The organism is Pseudomonas sp. 22082 (assembly GCF_052046055.1).
In the GTDB taxonomy this organism is placed as follows: Bacteria; Pseudomonadota; Gammaproteobacteria; order Pseudomonadales; family Pseudomonadaceae; genus Aquipseudomonas; species Aquipseudomonas pharyngis.
Genome location: NZ_JBQEQB010000029.1, coordinates 62,130 through 69,182, shown reverse-complemented (window position 1 = coordinate 69,182; position 7,053 = coordinate 62,130). Strand labels below are relative to the sequence as shown.

7 protein-coding genes are annotated in these 7,053 nt (G+C 63.1%); 4 read left to right on the top strand and 3 right to left on the bottom strand.

Annotated elements, in window-relative coordinates; genetic code table 11:
- Positions 1–253: 253 nt before the first annotated feature.
- On the bottom strand, positions 254–370 hold the full coding sequence (gene ccoM, locus ACTJK9_RS26560; protein ID WP_007959205.1) for a cytochrome c oxidase subunit CcoM: 117 nt from the start codon (positions 368–370) through the stop codon (positions 254–256).
- Between the two features lie 145 nt (positions 371–515).
- Complete coding sequence (locus ACTJK9_RS26555; protein ID WP_007959203.1) at positions 516–677, bottom strand: hypothetical protein; 162 nt, start codon at positions 675–677, stop codon at positions 516–518.
- Positions 678–862: 185 nt separating this feature from the next.
- Between ACTJK9_RS26555 and ACTJK9_RS26550 the strand changes: the two genes are divergently transcribed.
- The 3 genes from ACTJK9_RS26550 (at position 863) to ACTJK9_RS26540 (ending at position 3,496) form a co-directional block, all read left to right on the top strand.
- Entirely contained in the window at positions 863–1,729 is an 867-nt protein-coding gene (locus ACTJK9_RS26550; RefSeq protein ID WP_440817302.1) for a LysR substrate-binding domain-containing protein, read from the top strand.
- Between the two features lie 88 nt (positions 1,730–1,817).
- Complete coding sequence (locus tag ACTJK9_RS26545) at positions 1,818–2,288, top strand: RidA family protein (protein ID WP_064593972.1); 471 nt, start codon at positions 1,818–1,820, stop codon at positions 2,286–2,288.
- A complete protein-coding gene (locus ACTJK9_RS26540) occupies positions 2,285–3,496 on the top strand; it encodes an aminotransferase class V-fold PLP-dependent enzyme (RefSeq protein ID WP_440817299.1) in 1,212 nt (403 codons plus the stop codon). Before ACTJK9_RS26545 ends, ACTJK9_RS26540 begins: the two co-directional genes overlap by 4 nt.
- Here the strand turns inward: ACTJK9_RS26540 and ACTJK9_RS26535 are convergent.
- The gene (locus ACTJK9_RS26535) at positions 3,466–3,807 is read right to left on the bottom strand and encodes a hypothetical protein (protein ID WP_007959194.1); all 342 of its coding nucleotides are present in this window, start codon (positions 3,805–3,807) and stop codon (positions 3,466–3,468) included. The genes ACTJK9_RS26540 and ACTJK9_RS26535 overlap by 31 nt on opposite strands.
- A 242-nt stretch (positions 3,808–4,049) precedes the next feature.
- Here ACTJK9_RS26535 and rapA point away from each other — a divergent pair, with 242 nt between their 5' ends.
- Positions 4,050–6,896, top strand: a complete 2,847-nt coding sequence (gene rapA, locus ACTJK9_RS26530; RefSeq protein WP_039771405.1) for an RNA polymerase-associated protein RapA — start codon at positions 4,050–4,052, stop codon at positions 6,894–6,896.
- Positions 6,897–7,053 lie beyond the last annotated feature (157 nt).

The following is a 7,053-nucleotide window of genomic DNA, read 5'->3' as shown; positions in this document are numbered from 1 at the left end:
ATGAATCCCGGAACGAAGGAACACCGAGCCAAAGCGAGGTGCCGAACGCCGGGGCCCAGCCTTTTGGTTCCTTTTTGGCGTCTGAAAAAGGGACTCGCCGTAAGGGCGAAACCGCCAGCGGCAGCACCCGCAGAAACGGATATTCACCCAAAACAACCCAAAGCATGGTCGGCCCAACGGCCGCCAAGACACAAAAAAAAAGGGCAACCGAAGTTGCCCAAAATGCCTTGCGTGCTCATCAAATCCAGAAGAATCAAGGCTTCTTGCGCTTGTTCGCATCCTTCCAGATAAAAAATCCAAACCCTGCAAAAAACAGAACCATCAGGCCCACAGTCAGGACCCCGGCAAACACCACGTTATCGAAAAACATGACTGGCCTCCTGGCCCCTGCTTTGCTGCGATGGACCTAAGTTAACCAATCAGGCAGGCGCAGGAATTGACCGGGATCAATGCCGGTCACCATGGGGAGGAAAGGAAGGGAAATAACTGACCTGCATCAACGGATGCAGGGGAGATCAACGCTTTTTCGGTTTGTTTTTCGGCTTTTTCTTCGGTTTACCCAACGGCATGGCCTGCTCGAAAGCCTGGCGCACTTCATTCAGGCGCTTCTCGTTGAGGTCATGAACCCGCTTGGCGCGTTCGGTGTTGAGGTCGATCAGCTTGTCGTCTTGGCTCATGGCGTTCGGTGCATCGCTTGGACTGAATCAAAACTGCCGCTTCAACGGCAGGACTGCGCCAATAATGCGGCCTGGCGCGAACGCTGACCAGCCACTCGCCTGAACCCTCTACAACATTTCATGTACCGCCCACCGGATTTGCTTGCACAATCGGCGCCTCGCCCTGAACCCGAAGGATCTACGCCGTGCCCCTGCATCAGGACCTGCCACCGCTGATGGCCTTGCGTGCCTTTGAGGCCGTGGCCCGTCATTTGAGTTTCATCAAGGCTGCCGATGAGCTGTCGGTGACCCAAAGCGCGATCAGCCATCAGGTGCACAAACTCGAAGAATTCCTCGATCAGCGACTGTTCGTGCGCCGCACCCGGGCGATCGATCTGACGGTCGCCGGCGAACATTACTACCGGCAGATCGAACCGGCCCTCGCCGCGATTGCCGCCGCCACCCACGACCTGCGCGGCGAGCGCTCCACCACCCTGCGCATCGGTCTGCTCGCCTCCTTCGCCACCTTGTGGCTGGCGCCGCGTCTGGCGGATTTCAACGCAACTTACCCGAACATCCACGTCGAACTGCTGCCCGCCGTACAACTGGCGGATGTCGACGCCGGCGAGGTGGATCTGGCGATCCGCTACGGCAAGGGCGGCTGGCCGAAAGTTCAGGCCCGGCGGTTCATGGCTGAAACCCTGACGCCAGTCTGCAGCCCGGCCTTCAAGGCCAAAGGCGTGACCAACGGCCCCTTGCTGATGGCCAAGTCGCACCAGCCGTTCGAATGGATCGACTGGCAGCAAAACAGCGGCATCGATCTGGCTCATGTGCCCAGCGTCATGCTGCACGACTACAACATCGTCGTCGAAGCCGCGGTTGCCGGCCAGGGCGTTGCCATGGGCCGCCAGCGAATGATCGAACGGCGAATCAAGGAAGGCGCGCTGGTACCAGCCTTCGACACGCCGCCGATGCTCGGCGAGATCGGTTATTGGCTGGTCACGCCGCAACGCCCGCCCACGCCGGCAGCGCAGAGTTTCTGCGAGTGGCTGGAGGAAACCGCGAACGCATGAGTTTTTTGGATGCGTCGGATTAAATCTATCCGTTTGTCGCCCTTCGCTCGCCCCAACATGCTGAAGCCCTCACTCAGGAGGACTTCCCATGACCGATTCCCTCAGCCAACGCGTTCAACAACTCGGCCTGCGTCTGCCCGAACCAAGCCAGCCGATCGCCAACTACGTCAACCACGTGGTCAGCCAGAACCAGTTGTTCATCTCCGGGCAGATTCCATTGCTCGACGGCAAACCTGCGTTCATCGGGCGACTGGGCGAAGCAATTTCCGACGAAGAAGGGGTTAACGCCGCTGAATTGGCTGCCTTGGGCCTGCTCGCCCAGTTGAGCCATGCGCTGGGCGATGACCTGTCGAAACTGGTGCGCATTCTGCGCCTCGGGGTTTTCGTGGCCGCCACGCCGGACTTCAAGGCTCAGGGCGTCGTCGCCAACGGCGCCTCGAATCTGCTGGTCAACGCCCTCGGCGACAAGGGCCGACACGTGCGCACCGCGGTCGGCGTGGCGAGCCTGCCGGCCGGCGTCGCGGTGGAAATCGACGCAATCTTCGAGCTCAAGCCGTGAACATCGACGACATCTTGCGGCTGCGCGCCGCCACGCCCGGCTGCGCCCAGGTGATCCACTTCAACCACGCCGGCGCCTCGCTGCCAAGCAACGCCACCCTCGATGCAGTGATCGAACAGCTGCAACGCGAAGCACTCGGCGGGCCGATGGAGTCGGCAGACAACCGGGTCCAGGAACGCGCGCGCAATGCGGCCGCCGCCCTGCTCAACGCCCAGCCCGAAGACATCGCCTTCGCCAGCAGCGGCTCGGCGGCCTGGAGCCAGGCGTTCAACGCGCTGGGGCCGTGGCAGCCCGGCGAACGGATTCTGGTGGGTCGCCATGAATGGGCCGGCAATCTGGCGTGCATGACCGAAGCGGTGAAGGCCGGCGCGCGGCTCGAAGTGATTCCTTGCGACGCCCACGGTGCAGTCGATCCGCATGCCCTGGCGCAAATGATCGACGGCCAGGTGCGGCTGATCGCACTGACCTGGCTGCCGGCCAACGGCGGTCTGATCAACCCCGCCGCGCAGATCGGCAATGTCGCGCGGCGCCACGGCATCCCTTATTTCATCGACGCCGGCCAGGCACTGGGACAGTTGCCCTGCGATGTTCAGGCCTTGCAGTGCGACGTGCTCAAGGGTGCCGGACGCAAGTTCCTGCGCGGGCCGCGCGGCACGGCGTTGATGTACATCCGGCCGCAATTCCTGCAACGGCTGCTCCCCGTGCAACGCGATGTACTGTCGGCGCCGTGGGACGGCAAGCGCTTTACCCTGCGTGACGACGCCCGCCGCTTTGAAACCAGCGAGGTATCGCTGGCCCTGCTGGCCGGTCTGGCCAATGCGCTGGAGGAGTACAACCGCCTCGGCGCGATCCCCGTCCGCCAGCGCATCGAACAACTGAGCAGCGGATTGCGCCAACGACTGAAGGCGATTCCCGGTCTGACACTGAGGGATCTCGGCGCGGCCAATCAACAATCCGGGCTGATCGCCTTCACGCTTGAAGGCTGGGACAGCGTGGCGCTGAAGCAGACGTTGGCCGGACGGCGAATCAACATCGGCGCCAATGGCGTGGCCTACACGCCGCTGGACATGCAGGCGCGCGGGCTGACAAATATTGCACGGGTGGCGGTGAGCTACTTGAACACACAAGAAGAAATCGACGTGTTGCTGGAAAACCTGACAGAGCTGGCCGCCCGACCTCAGATTTCGATGTCGACCCAAAGCCCCTGACGCGGCTGATCTTCCATCAACGGCGCCACCGGCACGGTGTTGTCGGCATTCAGTTCGGTGCCGGGCACGGCGAGGTGCGCTTCGGGGTCGTCGTCGGCTTCGCGGCGCCGGCGATCACGTTCCTGCTGGCGGCGCTGCTCTTCGCGCAGCAGATAGCCGTCCTCTTCCGGGTCGCGCTTTTGCAGGTCGATGGTGCTTTCGTTTGAGCTTTCCTGCACCGGCACCACAGGGGGAATATCCGGTCGCTGGCGGATCGGATCCTGCTGGGAGGTGATCGGCACGGCGCTCAGGGGGAGCATCGGTGGCAGCATATGAGGGTCTCCTGTCAGCAGGTTATCGGCGGCGCCAGGGGTGCCTTGAGCCATCGGTCGCAAACTTGTGACCGGTTTGGCACTCAAGGGTGCCGCAACATCCCGTAAAACCGATGCATGACCTAATCTTCCCTGCAATTGGCCGATTGCGGTTAAAAGCCGGGCCGAGGCTCCTTATCCTTTGGCCTCGGGCCCTCATTCCGTTAAGATAGCCCGCTTTTTCAAGGTGGGAGTCAGGCAGCATGGCGCAGCAGTATCAACCGGGGCAACGCTGGATCAGTGACAGCGAAGCAGAGCTTGGTTTAGGCACCGTTCTGGCACAGGACGGCCGCTTGTTGACCGTGCTTTACCCGGCCACTGGCGAGACTCGCCAGTACGCGCTACGGAATGCGCCCCTCACCCGCGTGCGGTTCTCGCCCGGCGACTCGATCACTCACTTCGAAGGCTGGAAGATGACTGTCCAGCAAGTCGACGACGTCGACGGCCTGATGGTCTACCACGGCCTCAACGCGCAGAACGAAGCGGTCACCCTGCCGGAAACCCAACTATCGAACTTCATTCAGTTCCGTCTGGCCAGCGACCGTCTGTTCGCCGGGCAGATCGATCCGCTGGCGTGGTTCTCCCTGCGTTATCACACCCTGGAACACACCAGCCGCCAGTTGCAGTCTTCGCTCTGGGGCCTGGGCGGCGTGCGTGCGCAACCGATCGCCCACCAGTTGCACATTGCCCGTGAAGTCGCCGACCGCATCGCGCCGCGCGTATTGCTGGCGGACGAAGTGGGTCTGGGCAAGACCATCGAAGCCGGCCTGGTGATCCATCGCCAGTTGCTGTCGGGCCGCGCCAACCGCGTGCTGATCCTGGTGCCGGAAAACCTCCAGCACCAATGGCTGGTGGAAATGCGCCGCCGCTTCAACCTGCAGGTCGCGCTGTTCGACGAAGAACGCTTCATCGAAAGCGATGCCACCAACCCGTTCGAAGACACCCAGCTGGCCCTGGTGGCACTGGAGTGGCTGGTCGACGATGAAAAGGCACAGGACGCCCTGTTCGCTGCCGGTTGGGACCTGATGGTGGTCGACGAAGCCCACCACCTGGTGTGGCACGAAGAGAAAGTCAGCCCGGAATACTCGCTGGTTGAACAGCTGGCCGAAGTCATTCCCGGCGTGCTGCTGCTCACCGCGACCCCGGAACAACTCGGTCAGGACAGCCACTTCGCCCGTCTGCGCCTGCTCGACCCGAACCGTTTCCATGACCTGGCCGCCTTCCGCGCCGAGAGCGAAAACTATCGCCCGGTGGCCGAAGCCGTTCAGGAGCTGCTGGACAAGGGTCGCCTGTCACCGGCCGCGCACAAGACCATCCACGGTTTCCTCGGCAACGAAGGCGAAGCCCTGCTCACCGCCGTCAACGATGGCGACACCGAAGCCAGCGCCCGCCTCGTGCGTGAACTGCTCGACCGCCACGGCACCGGCCGCGTGCTGTTCCGTAACACCCGCGCCGCCGTGCAGGGTTTCCCGGAGCGCAAACTGCACCCGTACCCGCTGCCATGCCCGGACGAATACCTCGAACTGCCCCTGGGCGAACACGCCGAGCTGTACCCGGAAGTCAGCTTCCAGGCCCAGCCGGACGCCAGCGAAGAAGAACGCTGGTGGAAATTCGACCCGCGCGTCGAGTGGCTGATCGACCAGCTGAAGATGCTCAAGCGCACCAAAGTGCTGGTGATCTGCGCCCACGCCGAAACCGCGATGGACCTGGAAGATGCCCTGCGCGTGCGCTCCGGCATCCCGGCCACGGTGTTCCACGAAGGCATGAACATCCTCGAGCGTGACCGTGCCGCCGCCTACTTCGCCGACGAAGAGTTCGGCGCACAGGTGCTGATCTGCTCGGAAATCGGCAGTGAAGGTCGCAACTTCCAGTTCGCCCACCACCTGGTGCTGTTCGACCTGCCGTCGCACCCGGACCTGCTGGAACAGCGGATCGGTCGTCTCGACCGGATCGGCCAGAAGCACATCATCGAACTGCACGTGCCGTACCTGGAAACCAGCCCGCAAGAGCGCCTGTTCCAGTGGTATCACGAAGCACTGAACGCGTTCCTCAACACCTGCCCGACCGGCAACGCATTGCAGCATCAGTTCGGCTCACGCCTGCTGCCGCTGCTCGAAGAGGCCGACGACGGCGAGTGGCAAGCGCTGATCGACGAGGCGCGCACCGAGCGCGAGCGCCTGGAAGCCGAGCTGCACACCGGTCGCGACCGCCTGCTGGAACTCAACTCCGGCGGCGCCGGCGAAGGTGAAGCGCTGGTCGAGGCCATCCTCGAACAGGACGACCAGTTCGCCCTGCCGATCTACATGGAAACCCTGTTCGACGCGTTCGGCATCGACAGCGAAGACCATTCGGAAAACGCCCTGATCCTCAAGCCGAGCGAGAAGATGCTCGACGCCAGCTTCCCGCTGGGCGACGACGAAGGCGTGACCATCACCTACGACCGCAACCAAGCGCTGTCGCGCGAAGACATGCAGTTCATCACCTGGGAACACCCGATGGTGCAGGGCGGCATGGACCTGGTGTTGTCCGGTTCGATGGGCAACACCGCCGTCGCGCTGATCAAGAACAAGGCGCTCAAGCCGGGCACCGTGCTGCTGGAACTGCTCTACGTCAGCGAAGTGGTTGCCCCGCGTTCGCTGCAATTGGGCCGTTACCTGCCGCCGGCCGCCCTGCGCTGCCTGCTCGACGCCAACGGCAACGACCTGTCGTCGCGCGTGGCGTTCGAGACCTTGAACGATCAACTGGAAAGCGTGCCGCGCGCCAGCGCCAACAAGTTCATCCAGGCCCAGCGCGATCAGCTGACGCCACGGATCAACGCCGGTGAAGACAAGGTCACCCCGCGTCACGCCGAGCGCGTCGCCGAGGCCCGCCGCCGTCTGGCAGCCGACACCGACGAAGAACTGGCACGCCTGACCGCGTTGCAGGCGGTCAACCCGACCGTGCGCGACAGCGAACTGGACGCCCTGCGCAAGCAGCGCGAACAAGGTCTGGCAATGCTCGACAAGGCCGCACTGCGACTGGAAGCGATCCGGGTGCTGGTGGCGGGCTAAACCGCCCTGCTCCATCGCCCAAAATGAAAAGGCCCGCAGCGATGCGGGCCTTTTTGTTTGCCTGATATTTATCCTGCGCGGCTGATTGCCTCTTCGCGAGCAAGCCCGCTCCCACAGTTGGCCGGTTTCCTTCAGGAGGAAATGCGGTCGAATGTGG

Bases quoted from the DNA above. Each gene is read 5' to 3' on its own strand.
- ACTJK9_RS26535 (WP_007959194.1), bottom strand. From the start codon at position 3,807: ATGCTGCCACCGATGCTCCCCCTGAGCGCCGTGCCGATCACCTCCCAG.
- rapA (WP_039771405.1), top strand. From the start codon at position 4,050: ATGGCGCAGCAGTATCAACCGGGGCAACGCTGGATCAGTGACAGCGAA.
- ccoM (WP_007959205.1), bottom strand. From the start codon at position 370: ATGTTTTTCGATAACGTGGTGTTTGCCGGGGTCCTGACTGTGGGCCTG.
- ACTJK9_RS26555 (WP_007959203.1), bottom strand. From the start codon at position 677: ATGAGCCAAGACGACAAGCTGATCGACCTCAACACCGAACGCGCCAAG.
- ACTJK9_RS26545 (WP_064593972.1), top strand. From the start codon at position 1,818: ATGACCGATTCCCTCAGCCAACGCGTTCAACAACTCGGCCTGCGTCTG.